This is a genomic window from Campylobacter peloridis LMG 23910, from assembly GCF_000816785.1.
Taxonomy (GTDB): Bacteria; Campylobacterota; Campylobacteria; order Campylobacterales; family Campylobacteraceae; genus Campylobacter_D; species Campylobacter_D peloridis.
On record NZ_CP007766.1, the window covers coordinates 1,021,548 to 1,048,146 of the forward strand.

Annotated in this window: 26 protein-coding genes; 9 read left to right on the forward strand and 17 right to left on the reverse strand. The window is 29.3% G+C overall.

Annotated features, from left to right (window positions below; translation table 11 throughout):
- Positions 1–2: 2 nt before the first annotated feature.
- Genes CPEL_RS05035 through CPEL_RS05055 form a run of 5 tightly spaced genes read right to left on the reverse strand, consistent with a single transcriptional unit; the run spans position 3 to position 3,675 of the window.
- Positions 3–875, reverse strand: coding sequence for an N-carbamoylputrescine amidohydrolase (locus CPEL_RS05035; protein WP_044598851.1), 873 nt, complete (start codon positions 873–875; stop codon positions 3–5).
- Positions 844–1,758, reverse strand: a complete 915-nt coding sequence (locus CPEL_RS05040; protein WP_044598852.1) for a cation diffusion facilitator family transporter — start codon at positions 1,756–1,758, stop codon at positions 844–846. The genes CPEL_RS05035 and CPEL_RS05040 overlap by 32 nt, the downstream gene beginning before the upstream one ends.
- Positions 1,755–2,732, reverse strand: coding sequence for an agmatine deiminase (locus tag CPEL_RS05045; RefSeq protein WP_044598853.1), 978 nt, complete (start codon positions 2,730–2,732; stop codon positions 1,755–1,757). Before CPEL_RS05045 ends, CPEL_RS05040 begins: the two co-directional genes overlap by 4 nt.
- Positions 2,733–2,788: 56 nt before the next feature.
- The gene (locus CPEL_RS05050) at positions 2,789–3,076 is read right to left on the reverse strand and encodes a hypothetical protein (RefSeq protein ID WP_049984584.1); all 288 of its coding nucleotides are present in this window, start codon (positions 3,074–3,076) and stop codon (positions 2,789–2,791) included.
- Complete coding sequence (locus tag CPEL_RS05055) at positions 3,076–3,675, reverse strand: MBL fold metallo-hydrolase (RefSeq protein ID WP_044598854.1); 600 nt, start codon at positions 3,673–3,675, stop codon at positions 3,076–3,078. The genes CPEL_RS05050 and CPEL_RS05055 overlap by 1 nt, the downstream gene beginning before the upstream one ends.
- A 59-nt stretch (positions 3,676–3,734) precedes the next feature.
- On the opposite strand from CPEL_RS05055, the gene CPEL_RS05060 reads away from it, so the two are divergent.
- The 5 genes from CPEL_RS05060 to CPEL_RS05080 are packed head-to-tail and all read left to right on the forward strand — an operon-like array spanning position 3,735 to position 8,265.
- The gene (locus CPEL_RS05060) at positions 3,735–4,466 is read left to right on the forward strand and encodes an NAD+ synthase (RefSeq protein ID WP_044598855.1); all 732 of its coding nucleotides are present in this window, start codon (positions 3,735–3,737) and stop codon (positions 4,464–4,466) included.
- Positions 4,463–5,401 carry a tetraacyldisaccharide 4'-kinase gene (locus tag CPEL_RS05065; protein ID WP_044598856.1) on the forward strand — a complete coding sequence of 313 codons (939 nt, stop codon included), beginning with the start codon at positions 4,463–4,465 and terminating at the stop codon, positions 5,399–5,401. Before CPEL_RS05060 ends, CPEL_RS05065 begins: the two co-directional genes overlap by 4 nt.
- Positions 5,376–6,782, forward strand: a complete 1,407-nt coding sequence (gene thrC / locus CPEL_RS05070; protein WP_044598857.1) for a threonine synthase — start codon at positions 5,376–5,378, stop codon at positions 6,780–6,782. Before CPEL_RS05065 ends, thrC begins: the two co-directional genes overlap by 26 nt.
- Entirely contained in the window at positions 6,779–7,504 is a 726-nt protein-coding gene (kdsB, locus tag CPEL_RS05075; protein ID WP_044598858.1) for a 3-deoxy-manno-octulosonate cytidylyltransferase, read from the forward strand. The genes thrC and kdsB overlap by 4 nt, the downstream gene beginning before the upstream one ends.
- Complete coding sequence (locus tag CPEL_RS05080; RefSeq protein WP_044598859.1) at positions 7,501–8,265, forward strand: transporter substrate-binding domain-containing protein; 765 nt, start codon at positions 7,501–7,503, stop codon at positions 8,263–8,265. The genes kdsB and CPEL_RS05080 overlap by 4 nt, the downstream gene beginning before the upstream one ends.
- Here CPEL_RS05080 and CPEL_RS05085 read toward each other — a convergent pair.
- Together CPEL_RS05085 and ppk2 are read right to left on the reverse strand one after the other, a co-directional pair.
- Entirely contained in the window at positions 8,262–9,044 is a 783-nt protein-coding gene (locus tag CPEL_RS05085; RefSeq protein ID WP_044598860.1) for an amino acid ABC transporter permease, read from the reverse strand. The two genes, CPEL_RS05080 and CPEL_RS05085, sit on opposite strands and share 4 nt — an antisense overlap.
- A 9-nt stretch (positions 9,045–9,053) precedes the next feature.
- Positions 9,054–9,881, reverse strand: a complete 828-nt coding sequence (ppk2, locus tag CPEL_RS05090) for a polyphosphate kinase 2 (protein WP_044598861.1) — start codon at positions 9,879–9,881, stop codon at positions 9,054–9,056.
- A gap of 91 nt (positions 9,882–9,972) precedes the next feature.
- On the opposite strand from ppk2, the gene dsbD reads away from it, so the two are divergent.
- Positions 9,973–11,664, forward strand: coding sequence for a protein-disulfide reductase DsbD (dsbD, locus tag CPEL_RS05095; RefSeq protein ID WP_044598862.1), 1,692 nt, complete (start codon positions 9,973–9,975; stop codon positions 11,662–11,664).
- A 22-nt stretch (positions 11,665–11,686) separates the two neighbouring features.
- On the opposite strand, the gene CPEL_RS05100 is transcribed toward dsbD, so the two are convergent.
- Complete coding sequence (locus CPEL_RS05100; protein ID WP_044598863.1) at positions 11,687–12,862, reverse strand: type II NADH dehydrogenase; 1,176 nt, start codon at positions 12,860–12,862, stop codon at positions 11,687–11,689.
- Positions 12,863–12,964: 102 nt separating this feature from the next.
- Here CPEL_RS05100 and CPEL_RS05105 point away from each other — a divergent pair, with 102 nt between their 5' ends.
- Positions 12,965–14,329, forward strand: a complete 1,365-nt coding sequence (locus CPEL_RS05105; RefSeq protein ID WP_044598864.1) for a sodium-dependent transporter — start codon at positions 12,965–12,967, stop codon at positions 14,327–14,329.
- Here the strand turns inward: CPEL_RS05105 and CPEL_RS05110 are convergent.
- The 5 genes from CPEL_RS05110 to CPEL_RS05130 all read right to left on the reverse strand — a co-directional run bounded on the left by CPEL_RS05110 (position 14,300) and on the right by CPEL_RS05130 (position 19,393).
- Entirely contained in the window at positions 14,300–15,184 is an 885-nt protein-coding gene (locus CPEL_RS05110; protein ID WP_044598865.1) for a 1-aminocyclopropane-1-carboxylate deaminase, read from the reverse strand. The two genes, CPEL_RS05105 and CPEL_RS05110, sit on opposite strands and share 30 nt — an antisense overlap.
- Complete coding sequence (locus CPEL_RS05115; RefSeq protein WP_148308774.1) at positions 15,171–16,121, reverse strand: OmpA family protein; 951 nt, start codon at positions 16,119–16,121, stop codon at positions 15,171–15,173. The genes CPEL_RS05110 and CPEL_RS05115 overlap by 14 nt, the downstream gene beginning before the upstream one ends.
- The gene (locus CPEL_RS05120) at positions 16,108–17,439 is read right to left on the reverse strand and encodes a MotA/TolQ/ExbB proton channel family protein (protein ID WP_044598866.1); all 1,332 of its coding nucleotides are present in this window, start codon (positions 17,437–17,439) and stop codon (positions 16,108–16,110) included. The genes CPEL_RS05115 and CPEL_RS05120 overlap by 14 nt, the downstream gene beginning before the upstream one ends.
- 74 nt (positions 17,440–17,513) lie before the next feature.
- Positions 17,514–18,578, reverse strand: a complete 1,065-nt coding sequence (fbaA, locus tag CPEL_RS05125) for a class II fructose-bisphosphate aldolase (protein WP_044598867.1) — start codon at positions 18,576–18,578, stop codon at positions 17,514–17,516.
- Entirely contained in the window at positions 18,578–19,393 is an 816-nt protein-coding gene (locus tag CPEL_RS05130) for a major antigenic peptide/PpiC-type peptidyl-prolyl cis-trans isomerase (protein ID WP_044598868.1), read from the reverse strand. Before CPEL_RS05130 ends, fbaA begins: the two co-directional genes overlap by 1 nt.
- Before the next feature lie 78 nt (positions 19,394–19,471).
- On the opposite strand from CPEL_RS05130, the gene nth reads away from it, so the two are divergent.
- The gene (gene nth, locus CPEL_RS05135; RefSeq protein WP_044598869.1) at positions 19,472–20,095 is read left to right on the forward strand and encodes an endonuclease III; all 624 of its coding nucleotides are present in this window, start codon (positions 19,472–19,474) and stop codon (positions 20,093–20,095) included.
- Between the two features lie 31 nt (positions 20,096–20,126).
- On the opposite strand, the gene gltS is transcribed toward nth, so the two are convergent.
- From gltS to CPEL_RS05155, 4 genes are all read right to left on the reverse strand, one after another.
- Positions 20,127–21,335 carry a sodium/glutamate symporter gene (gltS, locus tag CPEL_RS05140; protein ID WP_044598870.1) on the reverse strand — a complete coding sequence of 403 codons (1,209 nt, stop codon included), beginning with the start codon at positions 21,333–21,335 and terminating at the stop codon, positions 20,127–20,129.
- A gap of 111 nt (positions 21,336–21,446) precedes the next feature.
- On the reverse strand, positions 21,447–22,787 hold the full coding sequence (locus tag CPEL_RS05145) for a TolC family protein (RefSeq protein WP_044598871.1): 1,341 nt from the start codon (positions 22,785–22,787) through the stop codon (positions 21,447–21,449).
- Between the two features lies 1 nt (position 22,788).
- Entirely contained in the window at positions 22,789–24,720 is a 1,932-nt protein-coding gene (locus tag CPEL_RS05150) for a MacB family efflux pump subunit (protein ID WP_044598872.1), read from the reverse strand.
- Positions 24,717–25,847 (reverse strand): efflux RND transporter periplasmic adaptor subunit, encoded by a 1,131-nt coding sequence (locus CPEL_RS05155; RefSeq protein WP_044598873.1) that lies wholly within the window; start codon positions 25,845–25,847, stop codon positions 24,717–24,719. The genes CPEL_RS05150 and CPEL_RS05155 overlap by 4 nt, the downstream gene beginning before the upstream one ends.
- Positions 25,848–25,974: 127 nt before the next feature.
- Between CPEL_RS05155 and CPEL_RS05160 the strand changes: the two genes are divergently transcribed.
- A complete protein-coding gene (locus CPEL_RS05160; RefSeq protein ID WP_044598874.1) occupies positions 25,975–26,583 on the forward strand; it encodes a nitroreductase in 609 nt (202 codons plus the stop codon).
- The last annotated feature ends 16 nt before the right edge of the window (positions 26,584–26,599 follow it).

Here is a 26,599-nt window from a genome sequence, read left to right on the forward strand (position 1 = left end):
TTTTAATCAATAAATCTTTTATTTAACTCATGAAAATATTCTATGCGTCTATCGCGTAAAAACGGCCACCATCTACGCACATTTTCACATCTTTGCATATCTATCTCAATGATTTTGCACAATTCTTGTTTATCATCAGCTCTAAAAAGTTCTTCACCTTGAGCTCCAAAAACAAAAGAATTCCCCCAAAATCTTATACCCTCTTCCACACCACTTTCATCTTTTTCAAAACCCACTCTATTAATAGCCACTACAGGCAAGCCATTAGCTATGGCATGGCCTCTTTGCACGCCAATCCAAGCTTCAAGCTGTCTTTGTTTTTCTTCTTTTTCATCCTTATCAAACCAACCAATAGCTGTAGGATAAATCAAAATTTGAGCTCCCTTTAAAGCCATTAACCTAGCAGCTTCAGGATACCATTGATCCCAACATATCAAAACTCCAAGCTTTCCCACACTTGTTTGTATAGGTTCAAAACCCAAATCACCTGGAGTAAAATAAAATTTTTCATAAAAACAAGGATCATCAGGAATGTGCATTTTACGATATTTTCCTGCTATAAAACCATCTTTTTCAAATACCACGCTAGTGTTATGATAAAGCCCTGCACTTCTTTTTTCAAACAAAGAAGTTACCAAAACAACTTTATTTTCTTTAGCTACATTAGACCAAAATTTAACATCCTCTTCATAATCATTAGCCAAATCAAAAAAGTCTGTATTTTCACTTTGGCAAAAATACTGGGTTTGATGAAGCTCTTGCAAACACACAAGTTCGGCATTTTCTTTTGCTGCTTGTTTAATAAGCTCGCATGTTTTTTCTATGGTTTTTTCTTTATTTTGCTTAAATTCTTGCTGAATGAGTGCTAATTTCATTTTTACTCCTTTCTTCTTCTGAATCATCATAAGGATCTAAGTGTATATGGATATTCCAAAAATCATCTTTAAAATACTCTCTTATGCTATCTTCAATTTCATCGCCGATTTTATGAGCTTTTAAAAGTGATATTGTAGGCTCAAAAACCAAATGCACGCTAACATAAAGTATATCAGGACTTTTTCTGGTTTTTAAATGATGAAAACTTTTAACTTCTTCATTTGCATTTATAATTTGCTTAATCATCTCAACTTGTTCTTTATCAATAGCTACATCTAATAAAATTTTAGAGCTTTCTTTTATGATTTTAAAAGCCGAAAAAATCGTATATAAACTTATAGCTATACCAAATAAACCATCGATAAAATGATAATTTGTAAAAGCTATAATCACAAGCGCTAAAAGGGTTAATGCATTAGTTAAAAAGTCTATTTTATAGTGCAAACTATCTGCTTTTATAATCAAATTTTTAGTTTTTTTAGCAACATAATTTAAAAAAATCACCAAAAATAAAGTAACTATCATGGCAAAAGCCATAACATAAATTCCAAGATCAAGCTTTTCTACGCTTTCTTGATTGTGAATTTTTAAAACACTCTCATAAAAAATATAAACCCCAATCCCACTAATAACAAAACCTTCAAAAAGCCCCATTAAGGCTTCGATTTTGCTAAGGCCAAAATTATACTCTTTACTAGAGCCTTGAGAGGATTTTTTTAAAGCAAAAAAATTTAACAAAGACACAGCAAAATCAACCAAAGAGTCAATCGCACTAGCAAGCACTGCAACAGAGCCTGAACTAAGTCCTACTATAAATTTAACTAAAGCTAAAAAAATAGCACAAATACTTGCGATAATGGTTGCGCTTTTTTGCAAACTCATCTTAAGCCCGCATAATGATTTTGACAAGAACAATGCAAAGAGCCATTTTGTCTTAAAAATACTCTTGCATCAACGCCTACTACTTTTCTATCTTTGCATACTTTTTGTAAATTTTCTAAAACTAAAGCATCGTTTTTATCATTATAAGTTGGCACTATCAAAGCATCATTAACAAAAACAAAATTTGCATAAGTTGCGCCAAGTCTTTTACCTTCATAATAAATTGGTGCAGGTAAAGGAAGCTCTAAAAGCTCAAAACCTGTTTTATTAAGCTCCTCTTCCATAGCTTTTAAAGGCTTATAGTGCTCATCATTTTCATCTTTACACACACAATAAGCAATGGTTTTTTCATTGATAAATCTTGCTAGAGTGTCTATATGATGATCAGTATCATCGCCTTTTATATAACCATAATTTAACCATATAATTTGCTCTAAGCCAAAAATTTCTTTTAGCTTAGCTTCAATTTGCTCTTTGCTTAAATGTGAATTTCTATTTTCATTTAACAAGCAAGCACTCGTTGTAAGCATTACTCCTTGTCCGTTAAAATCAACACTCCCACCTTCTAAAATAAAATCAATTTTTTCTAATTTTGAGTATAATTTTTGCGTAAAAAGCTTTGAATTTACTGCATTATCTAAGGTACTTTGAAATTTATTTCCCCACGCATTAAAAATAAAATCAAGCCCTATGAGTTTATCATTTTCACGCACATCAATAGCACCAAAATCTCTAATCCAAGTATCATTTGTATCGCACTTAAAAAAATCTACATTTTTTATGTGCTTAAATTTTTTAAAATCATCTTCACTTGGAGCAATAAGCAAAACTTTTTGAAAATTTGCCACAGCCTTAATAAATTCTTCATAGCTTTGCAAAATATCTTCTAAATAAGGCTTCCAATCGCTATTTTTATGGGGCAAAGAAAGCAAAAGTAATTCTTGTTTTTCCCATTCTGCTATGCTTTTTCTCATTTTAATACCCTTTTTGATAATTAAAAAAGTATTTTAGCATTTTTAATGATAGATTTTTACTCTTTTTTTAAAATCCAAGCAAAATACCATATAGCAAAAGATACAAATAAAATAATAAAAAGCCTTTTATCATATACTCCAAAACCAATATAAAGCACAGAATACATAAAACCAAAACTTCCCGCATAAATACAAATTCTACTCATTAATCCATTTTCTACTGCTTTAAAACAAGGACATTTGTGAAAAAATTTCTTTTTTATTTCTGTATTTTTTGGTTTAAAAAAACTCAATAAAGCACTTAAAATAAGTAAAAAACTTAGAAAATATAAAATCTTATCCATTAGTTAAAATACCTCAGCCAAGCAGGAATTGCCTTTTGTTCTTCTTTTAAAGAACTTTCTTCTCCATGTCCTGGAAAAAGTTTAAAATCTTTTTCATAAGCTAAAACTTTTAGCAAGCTTTCTTTCATTTTTTCTGCATCTGAATAAGGAAAATCCCACCTACCAATACTACGATAAAACAAAAAATCTCCACTAAAAAACACATCCTCATCCACAAGTTCTATCATGCAACATCCTGGAGTATGTCCTGGAAAATGATGGAATTTAAATTTAAACACATCTATGCTAAATTCGTTTTCATTTTCTATTAAAACATCAGCATCTGAGTGCTCAAAGCCGTAATTAAAAGGATCTTTTAACATAAAAGCATCATCTTTATGGATATAAATGGGAATTTCATAAGCTTTTTTAACCCTAGCATTATCATATACATGATCATAATGCCCATGAGTATTTAAAATAGCTAAAGGCTTGTTTGCATTTTCTTTGATAAACTCATAAGCATTTTCGCCTGGATCAATGATAATTTGCTTGTTATTATGATCTATGATATAACAATTTGTCTCATACATCCCACAAGCTTGTTTTAAAATACGCATATAAACTTCCTTTTAACAAAATAAAATATAATTTTAAAAATTTAACATTAAGAAATTTTATGAATTATACAAAATTACAAGAATTATTAATAAATTTTATAAAAGAACAAGCAGGAAATAAAAATCTCATCTTAGGTTTAAGCGGTGGGATAGATTCAGCTTTGGTAGCTCATCTTTGTAAAAAGGCAGTGGGTGAAAAACTTTTTGTGCTTTTAATGCCAACAAAACATTCAAACAAAGAAAATTTAGATGATGCATTAATGCTTTGTAAAGATTTGCAAATTCAGTATAAGATTATTTATATTGATGAAGTGCTTTGTGCTTATGAAAAAATTTGTCAAGATTTAAACCCTTTACGCTTTGGAAATTTAGCTGCAAGAGTGCGTATGAGTTTGCTTTATGATTATTCTGCTTTGCATAATGCTTTAGTAGTAGGCACTTCTAATAAAAGTGAGCTTATGCTTGGTTATGGAACTATTTATGGGGATTTAGCTTGTGCTTTTAATCCTTTAGCCACGCTTTATAAAAGTGAAGTTTTTGAGCTTGCTAAATTTATGCATTTGCATGAAAATTTCATCAAAAAAACCCCAAGTGCTGATCTTTGGCCAAATCAAAGTGATGAGGGTGATCTTGGTTATAAATATGAAGTTTTAGATGAAGTTTTAAAAGCCTTAGAAAATAATCAAAGCTTAGAAAAATTTGATGAGAATTTAAAAAATCTAGTTTTAAAGCGCGTGCAAAATAATGCTTTTAAAAGAAAGCTTCCAGCAACACTTAAAGAGTATATATGACTTGGCTTGATCGCTATTTTTTTAAACCCAATTTCTTGCAAAAAATTTTAGCTTTTTTACTTTTGCCTTTTAGCTTTTTATATGCACTTATAGCTGTGCTAAATACCAAATTTAAAAAAGAAATTGATTTTAATTTACCCATTATAAGTATAGGCAATCTAACCCTAGGGGGCAATGGCAAAACCCCAGTTTGCAAAGCTATAGCAGCTGAATTTGAAAATTGTTTTATCATTTTACGAGGTTATAAAAGACAAAGTAAAGGTTTAATCGTCGTTAAAAACAAAGATGAAATTTTATGTAGTATTAAAGAAAGTGGTGATGAGGCTATGGAATATGCACTTACTAAGCACATTAGCGGAGTGATAGTAAGTGAAGATAGAATCAAAGGCATACAAAAGGCTATTGAGCTTGGTGCAAAAATCATACTTTTAGACGATGCTTTTTCTAAATTTCACATTAAAAAGCTTAATATTTTATTGCAAAGTAAGCAAAAACCTTTTTTTGATTTTACCTTGCCTAGTGGGGCTTATCGTTTGCCAAAATCTTTTGCTAAAAGGGCTGATTTTATAGCATATGAGGATGAAGATTTTTTGCGTTATTCTTATGTGAAAGAAAATCAAAAAGCCATTTTAATAAGCTCTATTGCAAAGCCTTTTAGATTATATGAGCATTTTATCAAAGCTAGGGCTTGTTATTTTTTTGCCGATCATTATGCTTTTAAAAAAGAAGAATTACAAAAGCTGTTAAAAAAACATAATTGCGATACCCTAATGCTAACTTTTAAAGACTATGTTAAGGTAAAAGACTTTGGATTTAAGGTAGAATTAATCCATCTTGATATTGTTTTAAAAGACAATTTCAAGCAAATTTTAAAAAATTATATTAAGCAATTTAACAAAAAGGAAGAAAATGTTACTACACTCAACCCAAGATAAAAACCACCAAGTAAGCTTTTCAAAAGCCTTACTTAGCCCAAGTGCGCCAAATAATGCTTTATATGCACCGCTAAATTTACCAAAACTTAACAATGAAGCTTTAAAAAATTTAAATTACAAAGAATTAGCCTTAAAAATCATTGCTGCTTTTGATTTTGATCTTGAGCTTGAAATTTTTGAAAAAGCCTTAAAAACTTATGAAGGTTTTGATGATAAAACTTGCCCTATTAATTTAAGAAAAATCAATGATAAGCTTTATATCAATGAATTATTCCATGGGCCAACAAGAGCCTTTAAGGATATGGCATTGCAACCTTTTGGAGTGCTTTTAGAGCATTTAAAAAAAGAGGATGAATTTTTGATTATGTGCGCTACAAGTGGCGATACAGGCCCTGCTACACTTAAAAGCTTTGAAAATAAAAAAGGCATTAAGGTAGTTTGTATTTATCCAAACAATGGCACTAGCAAAACTCAAGCTTTGCAAATGACGCATTTAAACGCAAATAATTTAAAATCCATAGCCATTGAAGGCAATTTTGATGATGCACAAAATGCTTTAAAAACGCTTTTAAATGATGAAGATTTTAAAAACATTTTAAAAGAAGAAAAACTTAGCCTAAGTGCTGCAAATTCAGTTAATTTTGGAAGAATACTTTTTCAAATTATTTATCATTATTATGCTAGTTTGAAAATTGATAAACCAATTGATATCATCATTCCAAGTGGAAATTTTGGCGATGCTTTGGGGGCTTATTATGCTAAAAAAATGGGTGCAAATATAGGAAAAATTAAAATTGCTTCCAATTCAAATAATATCTTAAGTGAGTTTTTTAATACAGGCAAATACGATTTAAGAAACAAAAGCTTAAAAAAGACTATTTCTCCAGCTATGGATATACTCATATCATCAAATATTGAAAGATTGCTTTTTGATAAATTTAAAGATGAACGCACTAAAGAGCTTATGCAAGCTTTGAAAAATGAAAAATATTATGAGCTTAGCCAAAAAGAGTTAGAGCTTTTGCAAGAGGATTTTGAAGCTGATTTTTGTAATGATGATGAATGTATGCATTATATTAAAAAATACAGCCATTTGCTTTTAGATCCTCACACTTGCACTTGTTTTAAAATGCTTGATCCTAACACCACCACGCTCATAACCTCCACAGCACAATGGAGCAAATTTACTCCAAGTATGTATCAAGCAATTTATGGCAAAAAGTGTCAAGATGAACAAGCTTGTATGCAAGAACTTGCAAAAGAATTTAAGCAAGAAATTCATCCAAATATCGCAAGCTTATTTGCAAACACACAAAAGCAAAATCAAATTTGTAAGCTTGAAAATTTAAAACAAACTATCATAGAATGGATAAAACAATGATAATCATACCCGCAAGATTAAAATCAAGCCGTTTTGAAAATAAAATTTTATGTGAAATTGATAATTTACCAATGTTTATTTATACGGCTAAAAAAATGCAAGAAGTTGATGAAGTTTGCGTTGCACTAGATGATGAAGAAGTTTTAAAAATAGCACAAAAGCACAATATAAATGCTGTTTTAACAAGTAAAAATCACGAAAGTGGCACTGATAGGATCAACGAAGCTTGCCAAATTTTAAAACTAAATCCAAAAGAACTCATTATCAATGTCCAAGCTGATGAACCTTTTATAGAAACACAAAATATTAAAAAATTCAAAGAATTTAGCCAAAATGCTTTTAAAGATGAGCTTTGTTTTATGAGTAGTTGTTATAAAGAAGTAGATGCAAAAGCTTGTGATGATCCAAATTTAGTTAAAGTAGTAACTGATTGTAATGATTTTGCTTTATATTTTTCAAGATCTAAACTTCCTTATGAAAGAGCAAATTATAAGCAAAAATTTAAAGCCCATCTTGGCATTTATGCTTATAGGGTTGAAAATTTGCAAGAATTTTGTAACTTAAAAAATTCAGCCTTAGAAGAATGTGAAAAACTCGAGCAATTAAGAGCCTTAGAAAATGGCAAAAAAATCAAAATGTTAAAAATTCAAAGCCAAAGCATAGGTATAGATACAAAAGAAGATTATGAAAGAGCTTTGGCTAAATTTGGAGCTAAAAAATGAAAAAAATTTTATTATTATTTGTTTTTATTTTTACCCTTCATGCTAAAGATTTAATCGTAGGTATGGAGTTAGCTTATCCTCCTTTTGAAATGAGTGATAATAAAGGCAATCCAAGTGGTTTTAGTGTGGATTTTTTGCAAGCTTTTGCTAAAGAAAAAAATTATAAGCTAAAAATTCAAAATATCGCTTGGGATGGGCTTATACCTGCTTTAAGAAGTCAAAAAATTGATTTAATCATGTCTTCTATGAGCATAAGTGAGCAAAGAAAAAAAGTGATAGATTTTACCTTGCCTTATGCTAGGGCAAATTTAGCGATATTAAGTGCTACAAAATCAAATATTAATTCCATAAAAGATTTAAACCAAAAGGGTAAAATTCTTGCTTTAAAAAGAGGAACTAGCGCGCATTTATACGCTCAAAAAAATCTTAAAAATGCAAAAATCTTAGTCTTTGATAAAGAAAATGCAGCCATTTTAGAAGTTATTCAAGCAAAAGCTGATGCTTTTATTTATGATCAAATGAGTATTTACAAAGCATGGAAAAAACACCCAAAACAAACAAAAGCTATTTTTACCCCTTTTGAAAAAACTCCTGAGCAATGGGCCATAGCATTAAATAAAAACAATGTTAAATTAAAAGAAGAATTAAATGAATTTATTAAAAAATCAAAAGAAAATGGCTTTTTTGATACATTAAGTCAAAAATATTTTAAGGAAATGAAAGAAATTTTTAAAGAACAAGAACTTGAGTTTTTCTTTTAAGAAAAACTCTTTTCAAGCTTTCTTGAAAAAATGGAAATGGGTAAAGTCAAAAGTAAATAACAAAGCGCTAAAGGAATATAAATTTCTAAAGTAGAAAAAGTAAAAGCATTGATTTCTTGAGCATTTTGAGTTAGTTCTGAAATAGCTATCACACTTAAAAGGGAACTATCTTTGATTAAATTACCAAGTTGCCCACTTAGTGGTGCTAAAATGTTTTTTAAAGCTTGAGGAAAAATCACACTTTTATAAATTTCAAATTCACTCAACCCCAAAGCTTTAGCGCTTTCATATTGCATTTTATCAACACTTAAAATTCCTGCTCTAAATATCTCACAAATATAAGCACTTGCAAATAAAGCTAAAATCAAAACTCCACAAACATAGCGATTATCCAAACCTAAATTATCTGCAAAAATATAATAAATCAATAAAATTTGCACAAGTAAAGGCGTGCCACGAATAAGTTCTATAAAAACTCTTGCAAACATATTGAAAATTATAATTTTACAAAGACTCATATAACACAAAATCAAAGCAAAAACTACACCAACAACCAAAGATAAAATACTAATAAAAAAACTTGTAAAAAAGCCATTAATCATTTTATCTTTGTATTCTAAAATAGCTTTAAAATCAAAATTATAACTAGCACTCAAAAATGATAAATAAAAAAACAAAAACATTAAAAAAGCAAGCAACAAAGCATTAACAATATAAGCCTTTAAGCTTATTTTTTTATACTCATTAAATTTATTATGGACTATAAAAAGATTATTCAAGATTAGCCTTTATTTTTTATCAAATTTTTTAAGTTTTTCATCATTTAAACTTAATTCCATTTTGCGAATTTCATCCTCACCACTTCGTACTAATTTTTTATCGAATTTAAAATATTTATTCTTAATTTTATTTGGATATTCTAAGGCATTAAGTAAATACTTAAATAAATTTATTCTTGCTTTCTTTTTATTATCTGAATTTATAATAACCCATGGACATTTTGGAGTATTTGAAGCTAAAAGCATAGAGTATTTTGCTAAAGTATATTTATCCCATAATTCTTGTGATTTTTCATCAACAAAAGAAAGTTTATATTGTTTAAGCGGATCTTTTCTTCTTTGTTCAAAACGCTTTTTTTGTTCTTGCTTAGAGACTGAAAAATAAAATTTAAAAAACAAAATTTCACTATCAAGTAGCATTTCTTCAAATGATGCCACCTCGCGTAAGAATTTTTTGTGCTCATTTGGAGAACAAAAACCCATTACTGGTTCAACCCCTGCCCTATTATACCAAGATCTATCAAAAATCACTATTTCACCTGCTGCAGGTAAATGCGCCACATAACGCTGAAAATACCATTGTGTTTTTTCCACATCACTTGGTTTTTCAAGTGCAACTACACGGCAACCTCTGGGATTTAAATGCTCAATTAATCTTTTTATAGCACCACCTTTTCCCGCCGCATCGCGTCCTTCGATTAAAATCAAAACCTTTAATCCTTTATCTTTTACATGATTTTGGAATTTCAAAAGCTCAATTTGTAGTCTTTTAAGCTCACTTTCATATTCAAGTGTTGATTTTTTTACTTTAATAAGGGTGTATTTTTTCTCATCCAAAGCAAAACTCCTTAATTTAGGATAATTATTAACTTAAATTTACCACAAATATGTAAAATAAGCCAAATTTATTTTAAGCTCAAGGAGAAAAATGCGTTTTTTGGCATTATTGTTTATTTTTTTAAATTTAGCTTTTTCAAATAATGGTGTTTTATCGCTTAATGAAGCTTTTAAATTAAATACCTATAGCGATAATCAAGGAATTTTTTTAAAAATAAATCTTGCAGAAAGAATTTATCTTTACAAAGATCAAGTCAAAGTCGAACTTGATTCTAACGATATAACTTCCTTGCTTAATTTTCCAAAAACTGATATTAGAGAGAACAAAGAAGTAATTTTTAAGCAACTTGAACTTTTTATACCACAATTATTACTAGATGATTTTATCAAAAACAATAAAGCAAAAATCACATTAACTTATCAAGGTTGCTCAGAAGAAGGTTTGTGCTATCGCCCTGTATATGTAAATTATGAACTTAATAAGCAAAATGGAATTTATGCTATAAAATCCACTAAGGATCAATTTAAAAAGCAAAATGAAGATGAGCAAATTGCTAATGATTTAAGCACGCAAAATATATTTATCACGCTTTTAACTTTCTTTGGTTATGGTTTATTGCTAGCACTTACTCCTTGTATTTTACCAATGATACCTATTCTTTCATCATTAATTGCTATGAAACTCAAAGACAAACCATCTAAAAAACATAGCTTTTATTTATCTTTTGTCTATGTCTTTTTTATGTCCTTAGCTTATGCTATAGCTGGTGCTTTAGTAGGCCTTGCAGGAGCTAATGTGCAAGGCTTATTACAACAACCTTGGATTATCATTATTTTTGCGGGTATTTTTGTAGTGCTCTCACTTTCTATGTTTGGCCTTTATGAGTTACAACTACCACTTAAATTCCAAAATTTTATCAATAAAAAAATAGAAGGAAAAAATGGTGTTTTTGGTGTAGCTATCATGGGCTTTTTATCAGCTCTTATTGTAGGTCCTTGTGTAGCAGCACCTTTAGCAGGAGCTTTACTTTATATTACCAATAGCGGAGATGTATTTTTAGGAGGGCTTTCTTTGTTTATAATGAGTTTTGGTATGGGTATACCTTTGCTTTTAATAGGACTTGGAGGAAGTTTTTTAAAAAGTGGAGCTTGGATGCTTAAAGTAAAGATTTTCTTTGGTTTTATCATGCTCATTATGGCAGTTTGGATGCTAGAAAGAATACTTAGCGCAAATATCATTTTAATACTTTATGGAATTATAGGTGTATTTTTTGCTAGTTTTATGGGTTTATTTGATGAAGCAAAAACTAATTTTGATAAATTTAAAAAAGCAAGTATGATTTTAGTTTTAGCTTATAGTTTAAGTCTAATCTTAGGTGGCTCAATGGGTTCAAAAAGCTTGCTAAAACCTCTTGAATTTAACCTTGCTTCAAAAGAAAATAGCTCTAGTTTAAGTTTTAAAACCATTAAAAACTTAAAAGAACTCAAGCAAGAATTGCAAAATTCCACCAAGCCAGTTATGCTTGAATTTACAGCCGCTTGGTGTGAAAACTGCAAACTTTTAGAAGAATACACTTTTACAGATACTAAAGTGCAAAATTTGCTTACTAATTACACACTTTTAAAAGCAGATGTAACACACAATAGCCATGAAGATTTAGCTCTTATGAAAGAATTTGGAGTTTTTGGGCCTCCTGTGATGATATTTTTTAACAAAGGCGAGGAAAAAGGACGCATTATAGGTTATGTGGATGCAAATGATTTTTTAAATAGAGTTCCTTAAAGGACTCTATTTAAAATTAACTTTATTTTAAAAAACCTTTTATTCCTTCAAGCTGATACTGCCATAGTTTTTCTATAAAAATTTTAAGTTTTATTGCCAAATAACCACTAATTGGTTTATGCAAAATTGTTCCTACAGCATAATCATTTCCGATAGAACAAACGGTATTCCCACTCACAAAAGAAAATTCTTGCTTAAATTCTTTTTCATCAACCATAGCCATTAAAGCTTTAGCTACATAAGCTCCTTCTCTTAATGCAAGCTGGGCTGTTGGAGGATAGGGAGTATTAGTTTTAGGATTTTTAAATAAACTATTATCACCTATAAAAAAGTATTTTGATGGATTTTCAACATTTAATGGATGCATAAATGCATCTACTTCTATACGCGATCTTGCGCTTGGAAAATCTGGGCTATTTTCTATAACGCTACTACCTCTAACTCCTGCAGTCCAAATGATAGTATTAGCTTTAACAAATTCTTTCTCATCAATTCTTATACCATTTTTTTCACATTCTATGATTTTAGATTTTTCATATACTTTCACACCAAGTGCCTCTAGTCTTTGTTTTGCTTTCAAAGCCAAACTTTTATCAAACATAGGTAAAATTTGATCCATAGCTTCAATGAGAAAAAGTTCTAATTTCTCGTATGCAATTTGTTCTTTTTTACAAAAGATTTTAAGCTCTTTAGCCAAAGAAGCTACAAATTCAACCCCACTTAAACCCCCGCCACAGACTATTATTTTTAAATCATCTTCATTTTGAGTGGTTTTATAATTTTTTATTTTTTCATATATAATTTCATTGATTTTTAAAGCATTTTCATAATTATCTATACTCAAAGCATATTCTTGCATACCCTTAATACCAAAAGTTTCTTTAGTAAAACCAAGCCCACATACTAAAATATCAAAGTCAAATTCGCTATTTTTAGCAAAAACTTTGTCTTTAGAAATTTTTAAAACTTCATCTTGAATGAAGTTAATTTTTGGATTTAATAAAGGAAAAAGATCATATTTTGAACTATAAACATCTTCATTTGAAGCTACCTTATGTAATAAAATAGTATGATAATGATAAGAATTGTTATTAATCAAACTCACTTGTGCTTTTTCAAAAAACTCATCAGGCAAAGCTTTTATAGCTGATAAAGTAGCATATCCTGCACCTAAAAACAAAATTTTCTTTTTTTGCATGGATTTTCCTTTAATTTGATAAAAAAATAAATAAAAATTTGGCATAATGGTATTATTTTTTATCTTAAAATATTTTTTATTTAAATTTAGTAAGGAAAAAGTATGCAAAGACAAACTTGGAGCAATACGCTAACATACATACTCACTGTAGCAGGAGCGACAATTGGTTTTGGAGCCACTTGGCGTTTTCCATACTTAGTAGGTGAAAATGGTGGCGGTGCTTATGTTTTAGCCTTTTGTATAGCAATGATTTTTATAGGAATTCCTGTAATTTTAGTTGAAAATGTTATAGGAAGACGCAGAATGTTAAATTCAGTCGATGCTTTTGGTGGAAAAACAAGTGATGGAGTTAAGATATCTAATTCTTGGCAAGGTGTTGGCTACATGGGACTTTTAGGTAGTTTTGGAATTATGGCTTATTATATGGTAATAGGCGGATGGGTTTTAGCTTATATTTTTAAAATAATTATAGGTGATTTTAATCTTTCAAATCCAATTAATGCTCAATATACAAGCGAATTTTATAGCACTACTATAGAAAATAGCCCTTTATTAATAGGAATTTTTACTACTATATTTGTAATAATTAATTGGATTATTTTAAAAAAAGGTGTGATTGATGGTATAGAAAAGTCAGTAAAATACCTTATGCCGTTTTTATTCATTTGTCTTTTAATAGTTGTTATAAGAAATTTAACTTTGGATGGAGCTGGCGAAGGAATAAAATTTTATCTAACTCCTGATGTTTCTAAAATAACTCCTAAATTATTTATAGATGTTTTAGGCCAAGTATTTTTTGCTCTTTCTTTAGGCTTTGGCGTAATGATAACCCTATCATCACACCTTAATAAAAATGAGAATTTAATCAAAACTTCTATTTATACAGGAGTTTTAAATACACTTATAGCTGTTCTTGCTGGTTTTATGATTTTCCCTGCTTTATTTAGCGTAGGTTTAACTCCTGATAGTGGTCCATCTTTGGTTTTTAAAACCCTGCCTGTTGCTTTTTCACATATACCTTTTGGAAGTATAATTTGCGTGTTTTTCTTTTTGCTTTTAATCATCGCTGCACTTACTACAAGCTTGCCAATTTATCAAGTAATCATTAGTGTCTTAGAAGAAAAATTTAAACTAGCTAAAAATACCGCTATTAATCTAACACTTGGAAGCATTTTTGTCTTGGGAAATTTACCATGTATACTTACTTATGGACCTTTAAAAGATATCACCATCATCAAAGGAAAAAATATTTTCGATAGTTTTGATTTTATTAGTGGAAATATATTCTTTGTTTTAACTGCATTTTTTTGCTGTATTTATGTAGGTTGGGTGCTTAAAAAAGACGCGATTTATGAACTTTCTAATCAAAATACTCTAAAAGGAAGTATTTTTAAACTATGGTATTATTATGTTAAATTTATTATACCTTTGATTATCTTAGTGATTTTTTATTTTGGCATTTTTTAATTTATACTCATAACGCTTTAGCATGCTTATATTTCCTTCAAGGCCTCCTTGATGGATATATAAGATTTTTTCATTAATTTGTTCTTTATAGGCTAGTAAAGTTTTAAAACCTACCATATCATAAAGCAAATCAAACTCCACTCCACATTCTTTTTTTAAATCTTCATAAAGCTCATAAAATTCCAAATAAGGCTTAGCAAAATGATATTTTTTAGGTGGATTTAGTATGGTTAAATTGCTAAAATCATAATTTGGCTCTAAAGTTAAAATTTGTTCTTTTAAATACGCACTATCTCCTACACAAGCACATGTAAAAACTTTAAATTTACTATGTTTAGCTAAAAAAGCTGCAGAAGTTCCTGTGCCTGATGGTAAAAAAATACTTACATTTTCATTTATCTGCTCATTAAGCTCTAAGGCTAATTGTTTATAACCAAATTCAGCTTCTTTAATAGCCACGCCCTCTTCTATAAAAATATCATCCTCTTTTTTTAAAGCTAAAGCTTGTAATCTTCTTGTAGAATAATTTACATTTTCTATCAACTCAACATCATGTTTTAATGCAAATTCTAAATTTCCATGAGGATTTTCTTTTAAAAAAGAACTCATTTTTTCACAAACAAAAATAAGCGAAAAATCATTTTCATAACAAAATTTTGCCAAAGCAACCAAAGCATTGCTTTGAGAAGAACCAAAAGAAATAAATCTTTGTCCTTTTTTAAATAAATGTTTGTTTTTTTCAAATAAGGCTAGTTTTCTAGCCTTATTTCCATTGATATAACCTAATAAATCATCTCTTTTGAGTAAAAATTCAAAATCTTTATATTTTAAAACATCAATTCTACTTGCTATCAAGGTATTTTTCAACCTTTTCTAAAGCATTATTTGTATTGATATTAAATTTAATCTCTATTCTACGGCTTGCTTCTTTATCTTCTTTACCATCTTTCATAATCACATCAGAATAAGACCTACCACTTGCCATTAAAAGCTTTTGTAATCTTGGATCTTTATAAAATGAGTGTATAAAACTCATCACAGCATAAGCTCTTTTTTGTGATAAATCAAGATTATATATATAAGAACCTGCACTATCTGTATGTCCTTCTATGACTATATTTTCTATGCTATTTAAGATATTTTCATCTTTTAAAATACTATCAAAATACTGCGTTAATATAGTTTTTAAATTTTCTTTAGCATGTGCTTTTAAAGTAAAAGAATTTGTATCAAAAAGCACTTCAGAAGGCAAAACTATAGCACCTGAATTAGAATCTAAAGTAATATTGGTATCAAATTTAGCCTGAAGGTTTTTAATGGTATTTTCTTTGATTAAACCTAATTCTTTGATTTTAGTTTTTGCTTCATCAAAATTACGCTCTAATTCTTTGATTTCTTCATCTTTTTTATTTAATCTTTCAAGCAAGGAAAAAATTTGCTGATCTTTTTCATCTAAGCTTGAATTTAAGTCTTGATTTAATTTAGTTATATTAGCCTCTAAAGCCTGTTTTTGTTTATTAACATTATCAAGTGTGCTTGAGGTATTAGTTAATTTTTGACTAAGATTTTTTAGAATATCTTCTTTTTGACTTAATTCTTCTTTGTTTTCTCTTAAGCGTTCTTCTTGTTTTTGTAAATTTTCTTTTATGATTTGCAAATCACTTTGGGTTAAAACATACTTAACAACTATAGCTCCAATTAACAATATAAATATAAAAAGCAAGCCCGCCATTAAATCTGCATAAGCAATCCAAAAATTATTTTCTTCGTTATTTTGGCTATTTTTTATCATCTATTTTTTCATCTTCTTTTTGATTTTCAAGCTTTGCAATAACTTGCGTAGTTTGCTCATCTAACTCTTTACTTTCTTCTTTAAATTCTTGCATTAAAGAAATTTTCTCATCTATGCTCTTTTCTTCTTCATAAGCTTCTTTAAAAGTATGCATACCCTCTATAATACTTGCTCTAAAGCCCTCAAAAAGTTTAGCTTGATTTTCTAACATAAGATTTTGATATTTTTCTATATTATTTGAAAAATTCTCAATTTTATCATCAAGCAAATTTACACTTTTATCTAAATGAGTAATTTTATTTGAACTAATATCTAAAAGTCTGTTATATTGCTCTGAAATTCTAAGTGTAAGATCTTTTACATTAGAATTTAACATATTTACCGCATTTGCAATTTCAGAGTAAATTTTAACTATATCTTTTTGTTCTCTTTGAGTTTTAGACAAATCACTCATAGTTTGTTTTACATGTTCGCTACTAAGTTTTACAGCTTTTTCTTCAGCATTAACAAGTTCTTGAAATACTTTAAATTTTCTATCTATAGTGTTATCTAATTCTTTAAAAAATTCTTCATTACTAACATGTTCAAAAATTGTTCCTATTTTTTCAAAATGCTTTAGACTTTCTTGAAGGTATTTTCTATCAATTTCTTCTTTGGACCAAAAAAAATCACTTGTTGCATTTTTTTGACGATTTAATAATTTTTGAAATTTGCTATTACCATATTTTTCAAAAAAAATCCACCAAAGTGCTAAGAAAATTCCATAAATAGAAACATAAAAAGCCGTTCCTACTCCATTTAATAAAACTGAAATTTCTTGCTCTAATCCTGCTGTGTCACTAGAATTAAAATTTGGCATAGACATAGCTATACTTATAAAAGTTCCTAAAATTCCAAGCATAGGAAAAATAGCAGCTCCTACTGAAGCAAAATTTTCATTCCTTAAATCTTTAACATAAGCATAAGCAAATTCATCAAAACTAGCATTGGATTTAGTTTCCTTACCTATAGCTAAAAAATGTCTCATAATATAGCGTTTTAATACAAGTTTAAATTCATCTTTTTGTTGTTCAAAAATACTAGAAGCATAATCAGCACTATGTCTTGCAAAAATCAAAGCTATTAAATAAATCACTCCTATCATAACAACACTATGCAATTCAACCTTAAAATCTATTTTGCCAAAATACCCTAAAATTACAAAAATATATAATAAAGTCGGAATAAAAATAATCTTAAAATAAGCAATAATCCCCGTGCTGCCTTTTCCCTCAGGCAATACAAGATCAGAAAAATCATCTGTTGTTTTAACTTCCATTTTATAAACCTTTGTTAATTTTGCTCTAAAAATTTAAAATCTTCACAGAAAAATTAACTAAGAGCTTACAACTCTTAGTTTCTATCTATACAATTTAAGTCGCTAAATGCACATTCTAAACGCTTAATCATACTCTCTTCGCCCGCTCTAAGCCATACTCTAGGATCGTAGTATTTTTTATTTGGTTTATCATCACCTTCTGGATTGCCAATTTGACCTTGCAAATAAGCTTTATTTTTAAGCTCATACTCTCTAACACCATCCCAAAAAGCCCATTGTGTATCTGTATCAATATTCATCTTAATCACGCCATAGCTAAGTGCTGCTTTAATATCTTCTATATCACTACCGCTACCACCATGAAAAACAAAATTAATAGGTTTTTCTTCACTAAGATTGAATTTTTCTTTTACATAATTTTGAGAATTTTTAAGAATTTCTGGTCTTAAAACTACATTTCCTGGTTTATAAACCCCATGAACATTCCCAAAACTAGCTGCGATTGAAAATCTATCACTAATCTTAGATAATCTTTCATAAGCTAAAGCTACATCTTCAGGCTGAGTGTATAATTTTGCATTGTCGATATTGGTATTATCTACCCCATCTTCTTCTCCACCTGTGCAACCAAGTTCTAATTCTAAAGAGATTCCAAGCTCAGACATTTGTTTTAAATAATTTTCACAAGTGTTTAGATTGCTTTCTAAATCCTCTTCACTTAAATCAATCATATGAGAACTAAACAAAGGCTTACCTGTTTCTTTTTTAAACTCAATATTTGCTTCAAGCAATGCATCAATCCAAGGAAGTAATTTTCTAGCAGCATGATCTGTGTGTAAAATCACCGGAACTCCATAAGCTTTAGCCATTAAATGCACATGTTTAGCACCACTTATTGCGCCAAATACATCAGCTTTTGGGCAAGCTTTTCCTGCTACAAATTTAGCTCCTCCATTTGAAAATTGGATAATTACAGGAGAATTAACTTTTTTAGCGCTTTCTAAAACAGCATTTATAGAATTTGTCCCCACGACATTTACCGCAGGGATAGCAAAACCTTCTTTTTTTGCATGATTATAAACAATATTTAGATCATCGCCACTTAATACGCCTGGTTTAACAAGATCTAAAATACCCATTATTTGTATTCCACTTTTGCTTTTTTATGTAGTTCTTCTGCTTTTTTATTTAAAAGCTCTTTAAATTCTTCCATTTTCATATTATTTTCGATACCTGCTTTTACTTCATTAAAACTCATAGTGCTTTTTGCTCTAGCATCTTCTTTTAAGATGATATGGTATCCAAAATCACTTTTAATAGGAGTTTTAGAAATAGTTCCTTTTTTCATAGAAAAAGCTGCATCAGCAAATGGCTTTACCATAGTTGATTCAGCAAACCAACCAAGCTCGCCACCTTGAGCTGAAGAGCCTTTGTCGATTGATTTTTCTTTTGCAAGTTGGGCAAATTTATCTGTTAAAGCTTTTCCGCTTAATTTGTTAAGTTGAGAAATAATATCTTTAGCTTCTTTTTCATCAGTTACTAAGATATGTCTAGCTTTTACTTGAGCTGGCTTAACAAATTGTGCTTTATTATCATCATAGTATTTTTTAGCTTTTGTTTCATTAGTTTTAATAGAATCAAAAATTTTCTTTTGATAAATATTTACTAAAATAGCTTCTTTAGCACGCTCTAATTCTTCTTTATATAAAGGATCATTTTCTATTTTTTGAGCTTTAGCATCCTTTAATACAAGTTGTTGAACGATATATTGATCAATAACAGCCTTTTTTTGATCAGCTGGTAAATCAGTAATTTTAGCACCTCTTAACATAGGAGCAAAAAATTCATTCACCTGAGTATCGGTGATGTTTTGTCCATCAAGAGTTGCAACCACTGCAGCATTTAAACTTAAACCTGTTAATAAAGCCGCAGCAACTAAAGAAATTTTTTTCATTGTTTATCCTTTAAAATAGTTTTGTTAATTTTATTATATCTAAACTTTATTTAAAGCCGATTAACATACAATAAGTTTATGAAAAGAAATTTAGAAATTAAAAAATTATTTTTAGAGCATTTTGGACAAGCAAAGACAGAATTAGTTTTTACTAATGCCTATGAACTTATAGTTTGTGTTATGCTTTCAGCTCAATGCACCGATAAAAGAGTAAACCTCATAACTCCTGCTTTATTTAAAGCTTATCCTAGTGTGCAAGATTTGGCCAAAGCAAATTTATCAAGCTTAAAACTTTTGATTAATTCTTGCTCTTTTTATAATAATAAAGCTCAAAATTTAATCAAAATGGCTCAAGCAGTATGCGAACGATTTAATGGTGAAATTCCCATGAATGAACAAGATTTAAAAACTCTAGCAGGAGTAGGACAAAAAACCGCACATGTAGTGATGATAGAATGGTGCGGGGCTAATTGCATGGCTGTAGATACGCATGTATTTAGAGTTTCTCATAGACTCAATCTTAGCAAAGCAAAAACTCCCGAAGAAACTGAAAAAGATTTAACTAAAATTTTTAAAGATAATCTTAACTATCTTCATCAAGCCATGGTTCTTTTTGGACGCTACACATGCAAAGCTAAAAATCCTTTATGTAAAGAGTGTTTTTTAAATTATTTATGTAAAAGTAAGGATAAAAAAGATTAAATCTAGCACTAAAAATTAGTGCTAGATGATTTTAATGGAAGAAAGGTAAATATAAAAAAGCATTAATCACTAAAGCATTTACTATATCTATAAAAAATGCTCCAACTAAAGGAACTATAATAAATGCCATATGGCTCATTCCATAATGATTTGTAACAGTTTGCATATTTACCATAGCAGTAGGAGTTGCCCCTAAACCAAAACCACAATGTCCAGCTGCTAAAACCGCTGCATCATAGTCTTTTCCACACACTCTAAAAGTAACAAATATAGCATAAGCAGCCATCATAGCAACTTGAACTACTAAAATTACTAGCATTGGTAAAGCTAAAGTTACTAAATCCCAAAGATTGATAGTCATTAAAGCTAAAGCTAAGAATAAAGATAAACTTACATTACCTAAAACTGAAACTTCTCTATCAAATACATGGTGTATTTTTGTAGCTGATAAAACATTTCTTAAAATTACCCCTACAAAAAGACAATACACAAAAGTTGGCAAAGTAAAACCTGTATTTGTTTTTATATAGCTAGATAAAGCACTACCTATTAGTAAACATAAAGCAATTAACGCTAAAGACTCTATAAAAGATGATGGCGTGATTAATCTTTCTTTTTCTGGAGATTGGAAATTTAAAATCGCATCTTTATCATCATTTTGTTTTGGAACTACTAGCTTATATTTATTTACTAAGTATCTTGCCACTGGTCCACCTATAATACCACCTGAAATAAGTCCAAAAGTAGCACAAGCAATAGCAACTGTCGTTGCACTTGAATATAAATAAGGCTCTTTTATAAATTCTGCTGCCCAAGCTGCACCTGTTCCATGACCGCCACTCATTGTAACAGAACCTGCGATAAGTCCCATTAGTGGATTTTGTCCCATAGCACTTGCCACACCTATACCAACTATATTTTGTGCAAAAAGCAAGCCTACAACAACAACTAAAAATATTGCTAATTTTCTACCACCTTTTTTTAGTGAAGCAAAATCAGCTAATAAACCTATACTTGAAAAAAATGCTAGCATTAAAGGATCTTTCATAGATTCATCAAATTTGATATTTAATGAAAAAGCACTATGTAAAATTAAAAGAATAATAGCAGCAATACCGCCACCTACCACTGGCTCAGGAATGTTATAATCGCGTAAAAATTTTACTCTTTTTATAACAAACACACCTAGCAATAATACTGCAACCATAACAACTAATGTTGCATAAAAATCAAATTTCATATATCTCCTTTGTTAGATTTATTAAAGCATTTTAAAATAAAAAGCCTTTAAAGAAAGAAATTCTACACATATAGCCTTAGTTTTTATTACCAAATGAAACACTTTTTAGGTTCACTTAGAAATCAAGACGATGCTATGATATAAATTTGAATTTTTAAGCCATGCTAATTTAGCTCTTTTTAATTCTTGCAAAGAATTAATCAATAAAGCATCCGCATCAAGATAATCTTTCAACTCGCTGCGTCCTAGTTCGTATTTTTCTAGATAAAGCTGTGTAATTTTTGCTTGATTAGTATTGATTTCTTTTACTAAATTTAACAATGAAGCATAATATTTGTCATTTTCGTAACATAGTTTAAATTCATGTATAGTTTTTTCTAAAGCATCTTTGTATTCTATAAGTTTTGCTGTATAAGCAAGTTCTGAAATTTTTACATTTTGCTTTACTCTATAAAAATCTAAAAAAGGTAAATCTATAACAACATTTCCTCCTAAAATTAAAAATTTAAAACTCTCATTTATATTTTCATCATTTCCATCTATCTTGCCAAGTATTTTAATACTTGGTAAGATACTTTTTTCCATACTAGAATAATCCTTGTATGAAGATTTTAACTGATTAAGTTTTGCTTGAATTTGTGGAGTATAGGCTAACATTTTTAAATCAATATCAAAATCATTTTTTATCAAAGTAAAGTCATCTAAACTATAATGAAGCATTTTATCAATTAATGCGGTGTTTTTTCCTCCTAATAAATCTTTTAAATTTTTATAAATTTCTTCTTTATTTTGAAGATTGCTAATAATATTTTGCTTAGTATTTAATAGTGATTTTTTAATATTTAAAAGATCAATATATTCTGCTTTGCCATAATCTAACTTAGCAGTATATATTTCTAGCATTTGCTCAAGATTTTTAAGATGATTATTGAGTAAAATATCTACATCATTAAAATAAATAAGCTCAAAAATAGAATTAATAGCAATATTAACAACATCAAGTTTTAGTTTTTGTAATTCATACTCGCTAGCCTTAGCTAAAAACATAGAAGAAGAAATTTGATCTGAAATTTTACCATATATATCAAGCTCATAATTTAACATAATTCCATTAGAAAAATCATGATTACTTAAACCACTATTTAAATTTTTTCGTATATTAGCTCCTAAATTTCCACTTAGTGTTGGGTAAAAATCTAATTTTAAAAGTTTATATTTTGACAAAGAACTTAAAAGATTTATTCTAGCTAAATTAATATCTTTATTATTATCTATAATAGCTTGTAATAAATAATTTAATTCTTTGTTGTTATATTTTTCCCACCAAGGCTTACTTGCATTAAATTCTTCAAATTTTTCATTTTGAATTTTTTCTTGATTAATTTGTTCTAGTTTAACCCCAACACAAGCATTAAAAAATAAAATAAAAAAAACTAATAAAAATATTCTCATATTATTCCTTTGATAAAGCATTGATAGGGTTTAAATTGGCTGCGTTTTTTGCAGGAAAAAAGCCAAAAATAAGGCCGATTAAAACCGAACTTAAAAGTCCTAAAAATACCGAATTTAAAGAAAGTATCATGGTAAAGCCTATATTTAAAGAATTAAACACTTCAATAATCACAAAAGAAAGCATTACCCCAAAAAGTGCTCCAAAAGAACAGATTAAAACCGCTTCTATTAAAAACTGCATTAAAATATCTTCTTTTCTAGCCCCAATAGCCATTCTAACGCCAATTTCTCTTGTTCTTTCACTCACTGAAACTAACATAATATTCATAACCCCTATGCCCCCAACTATCAAAGAAACCACCGCAATAGATGAGATAAGCAAGGTTAGTGTGGCAGTGTTTTCTTCTATGGCGTTTTTAATGGCGTCTGAATTTATAGTAAAAAAGTCTTTTTGTCCGCGTTTGATTTCTAAAATTTTTACCATAGCTTCTTCGGCTAAAGCCGGATTTACATCATCTTTTACCTTTGTAACTATGGCTCTTATTTGTTTATCACCGGTTATTTTATTCATCAAGGTAGTATAAGGGGTGTAAATTTTTATGGTGTTTTCATCAGCCCTAAAGCCTTTATTATCCCTTTCTTTTTTTAAAACTCCGACTATAGTTAAGGGTTGTTTGTTAAAAATTATACTTTTGCCTAAAACATTTGCCGCACTCATATTATCAAATAAAATTCGCAAAGCATTTTCATCGATAATGCAAATATTGGTATTTTCTTTTATATCTTCATTATTGATAAACCTGCCTGCTGTATTTACAAGCCCTCTAAGCCTTAAATGGTTTGGCCCTACTCCATAAATTCTAGCCTGCAAAGAATTGTTTTTATAAGTTACAACGCCTATTTTACCAACATCAGCTTCTACTGCTTCTAAATAAGACAAAGAACTTAAGGTTTTTAAATCGCTTAAATTAAGCCTTGTTCTGCCTGATCTTATATCGCCTAAGCCCCTTCCAGAAACTACTTCTATGGTATTGGTTCCAATGGAGCTTATGGAAGCTAATATGCTTTGTTGGGCTCCAAGTCCTAAAGCCACCACACAAACTACAGAAGCTATACCTATAATAATACCAAGCATAGTAAGCAAAGAACGCAATTTATGCGCGATGATAGAAGAAAGCGACATAGTAAAGCTTTCAAAAATTTGGTTTTTTAAAAGATTGAAATTTTTTCTTTCTTTTGGCATGGTTTTTGAATTTGGGGTTTGTAAGGTGCTAGCTTTGCTATCGCTTATGATAATGCCATCTTTAATTTCTATGATTCTTTTAGCTTTGGCTGCTATTTCTTTATCGTGTGTTACTAAGACTATGGTATGGCCTTGCTCATTAAGCTTGGTTAAAATTTCTAAAACGATTTTTCCGCTTTTAGAATCAAGCGCACCCGTTGGCTCATCAGCTAAAATAAGCTCCCCACCATTCATCAAAGCTCTTGCTATAGAAACTCTTTGTTGTTGTCCGCCACTTAATTCATTGGGTTTAGAAAATTCTTTATGATCAAGTTCTAAAAATGCAAGCAATTCTTTAGCTTTTTGTGAGCGTTCTTGTTTGCTTTTACCTGCATAAACAGCGGGCAAAGCGACATTGTCTTTTGCATTTAATAAGCTTAATAAATTATAACGCTGAAAAATAAAGCCGATTTTTTCGCGTCTAAGCCTTGCTTTTTCATCTTTGCTTAAATTTGTAACTTCAAATTCATCTAAAAAATACTTCCCAGAGCTTGGTTCATCAAGTGTGCCTATGATGTTTAAAAGCGAAGTCTTACCGCTTCCTGATTGGCCTATAATAGCTACAAATTCACCTTTTTGTATGCTAAGATTTATGTTTTTTAGTATAGGGGTAGCATTAATGCTTTTTTGGATATTTTCTAAATGTATCATTTTTTGTTTTTACCTAAAATAATCACATCGCCTTCTTTTAAGCCTTCTATAATTTGAGTATTTAAGCTATCTTTAATACCAAGTTTTACCGGCGTTTTAACGCTGTTTTGTTCTTTTAAAATTTCTACATAATACCCATTTGCATCACTTTTTATAGCCAAAGTTGGTATAACTAAGGTATTATTTTCTGTTTTAATAGCGATTTCATTTTCTGTACTCATACCTATGCGTAAAAAATTGTTTTCATTTTTAACAAAAACCCTTGCATAATAATACACCGCACTAGCGCTAGTATTAGAGCTTGAATTTAAGTTGGTATTGCTTGTTGCATCGCTTATGGTAGTATTTGCTGGATCTATACTTGAGATAATAGCTTCATATTTTTTATCAGGCTCGTTTAAAATGCTAAATTTAACTTTTTTACCCACGCTAATTTTATTAATATCAGCTTCAGCTATTTGCATACGAATTTCCATCTCGCTTAAATCAGCCAAACGCACTATACTTGGGGTATTTTGGTTGGCATTTACGGTTTGTCCTTCTTCAACTGCTACATTGATAATCTCACCCTTACTTGGTGCGGTTATTGTTGTATAAGCTAAATCTTTTTGTGCGTTTTTTAAAGAAATTTCAAGCTGGGTAATTTGTGCTTGTAAATCTGCTACACTTGCTTTTAAACTATAAAAGGTATTTTTTAAATTTTCAAGATTTTCTAAAGAAGCAGCCTTTTTTGCATAAAGTTTTTGCTCTCTTTCATATTGTTTAGAGGCTATATTTAGCGCTATTTTTTTACTTTCTAAATTCGCTTTGGCACTTTGAAGTTTGGCTTTGGTTATGTCTAAATCATTTTGTTGTTTGTCTTTGTCAATTTGTGCGATTAAATCACCTTCATTTACATGATCGCCTAAATTTACATAAAGCTTGGTGATTTGTCCGCTAACTTGTGCGCCCACATCAACCTGACTTTTAGCATAAACTTCGCCAATTGCTTCTATGCTTTGAGTGATATCTTGCCTTTTTACTTCATAAGTTAGATAATTATATTCTTCTTTGTTAGCAAAAAAGAAAAACCACACCCCCAAAGCTAGTAAAATCAAAAATATAAGCAAATAAATTATTTTTTTCATTAAATTACCTTTTTTAAACAAAATATTAAAACACTTGTATGAAGTAAAAATAAAATTGTAGCAATAAAATACAATTTTAACAATTTTAAAGCTTATAAAATATAAGATATTTAAAAAAGGAGATATTATGCAAGATTATTTAACACTAATGAAAAACAGATCTTCAATTAGATCTTATACTAATGAAAAAATTTCTAAAGAGAATTTAGAATATATCTTAGAATGTGCTAGATTATCCCCTAGTTCTTTAGGGCTTGAACCTTGGAAATTTTTAGTATTTCAAGATGATAAGCATAAACAAGAAATTGCCAAAATAGCTAATAATCAACCCCATGTAGCAAATTGCGCTGCTGTTATTATCATTGTTTCAAGAGTAGATTTTAAAGATTATTTTGAAGAAAAACTTAAAAAAAGAGGGTTAAATCAAGAAGAACTTACAAAACGCATACAAACTTACAAACCTTTTATAGATAAAATGGATTTAGAACAAAGTTTTGCTTATGCTAAAGAACAAAGCTATATTGCTCTTACTAACATTATCAACGCTGCTTTTAGTTTAAATTTAGGCTCTTGCACTATAGGAGGTTTTGATAAAGATAAAATTAATCAATACCTTAATCTAAACACCAACAAAGAAAGAGTATCTTTACTTGTAACTTTAGGGCATACTAAAACAACTACACATGTAGAAAAAATGCGTTTTAATTTTGATGAAATTGTAGAATTTAAAGACTAAAAACATAAAACTCTGT